This window comes from Pseudomonas sp. CM27 (assembly GCF_013179515.1).
Taxonomy (GTDB): domain Bacteria; phylum Pseudomonadota; class Gammaproteobacteria; order Pseudomonadales; family Pseudomonadaceae; genus Aquipseudomonas.
The window spans coordinates 1-1,510 of sequence record NZ_JABMCN010000436.1; the positions used below are offsets into that span (position 1 = coordinate 1).

Genomic DNA, 1,510 nt, shown 5'->3' on the forward strand with positions numbered 1-1,510 from the left:
CGGGTTTTCGGTCACAGCAGAACGATCAACGCTCCAGCAGAATCCGCAGCATGCGGCGCAGCGGTTCGGCGGCACCCCACAGCAGCTGGTCGCCCACGGTGAACGCACCCAGGTACTGCGAACCCATGTTCAGCTTGCGCAAACGGCCAACCGGTACGTTCAGGGTACCGGTGACGTTGGTCGGGCTCAGTTCCTGCATGCTGATTTCACGCTGGTTCGGCACCAGCTTCACCCAAGGGTTGTGCTGGCTGATCATGCCTTCGATATCGGCGATCGGCACGTCCTTGTTCAGCTTGATGGTCAGCGCCTGGCTATGGCAACGCATGGCGCCGATGCGCACGCAGATACCGTCGACCGGGATCGGGCTCTTGAAGCGGCCGAGGATCTTGTTGGTCTCGGCCTGGGCCTTCCATTCTTCGCGGCTCTGGCCGTTTGGCAGCTCCTTGTCGATCCAAGGGATCAGGCTGCCCGCCAGCGGCACACCGAAGTTCTCGGTCGGGTACGCCTCGCTGCGCATCGCTTCGGCCACCTTGCGGTCGATCTCGAGGATGGCGCTGGCCGGGTTGGCCAGGTCTTCGGCGACGGCCGCGTGGGTGGCGCCCATCTGCTTGATCAGCTCGCGCATGTTCTGCGCACCGGCACCCGAAGCTGCCTGGTAGGTCATGGCGCTCATCCACTCGACCAGGCCGGCTTCGAACAGGCCGCCCAGGCCCATCAGCATCAGGCTGACGGTGCAGTTGCCGCCGATGTAATTCCTGGTACCGGCGTCCAGCTGCTGGTCGATGACCTTGCGGTTGACCGGGTCGAGGATGATCACTGCGTCATCCTGCATGCGCAGGGACGAAGCAGCGTCGATCCAGTAGCCCTGCCAACCGGCTTCACGCAGCTTGGGGAACACCTCGTTGGTGTAGTCGCCGCCCTGGCAGGTCAGGATCACGTCGAGGGTCTTGAGTTCTTCAATCGAATAAGCGTCCTTGAGCGGCGCTGTATCCTTGCCGACGTTGGGGCCTTGGCCACCGACATTGGAAGTAGTGAAGAACACCGGCTCGATGAGGTCGAAATCCTGCTCCTCCAGCATCCGCTGCATGAGCACGGAACCGACCATACCGCGCCAACCGATCAGACCTACACGTTTCATCGCAACTACACCTTTGCTAAAAGTGGGCCGCCACCAGGAATTTGGGGTGGCGGGCCAGAGAGATTACAGATTCCGCAGCGCTGCGACTACTGCGTCGCCCATTTCCTGCGTACCTACTTTACGGCAGCCTTCCGAGAAGATGTCGCCGGTGCGCAGGCCCTGGTCCAGGACCAGGCTTACCGCCTTCTCGATGGCATCGGCGGCAGCCGTCTGGTTGAAGCTGTAGCGCAGCATCATCGACACCGACAGGATGGTCGCCAGCGGGTTGGCGATGCCAAGGCCAGCGATGTCCGGCGCCGAGCCGTGGCACGGCTCGTACATGCCCTTGTTGTCGGCATCCAGCGACGCCGAAGGCAGCATGCCGATGGAACC

General features: G+C 62.5%; 2 protein-coding genes. Both read right to left on the reverse strand.

The features are described 5' to 3' along the window. Positions 1-25 precede the first annotated feature (25 nt). A complete protein-coding gene (asd, locus tag HP547_RS28725; RefSeq protein ID WP_172288883.1) occupies positions 26-1,138 on the reverse strand; it encodes an aspartate-semialdehyde dehydrogenase in 1,113 nt (370 codons plus the stop codon). Between the two features lie 63 nt (positions 1,139-1,201). Beyond that, positions 1,202-1,510 (reverse strand): isocitrate/isopropylmalate family dehydrogenase (locus tag HP547_RS28730; protein WP_256676477.1); only part of this gene is annotated, 309 nt, incomplete at its 5' end.

What these genes read in the sequence shown, in the direction of transcription:
- asd (WP_172288883.1), bottom strand. Translation starts at nt 1,138, where the DNA reads ATGAAACGTGTAGGTCTGATCGGTTGGCGCGGTATGGTCGGTTCCGTG.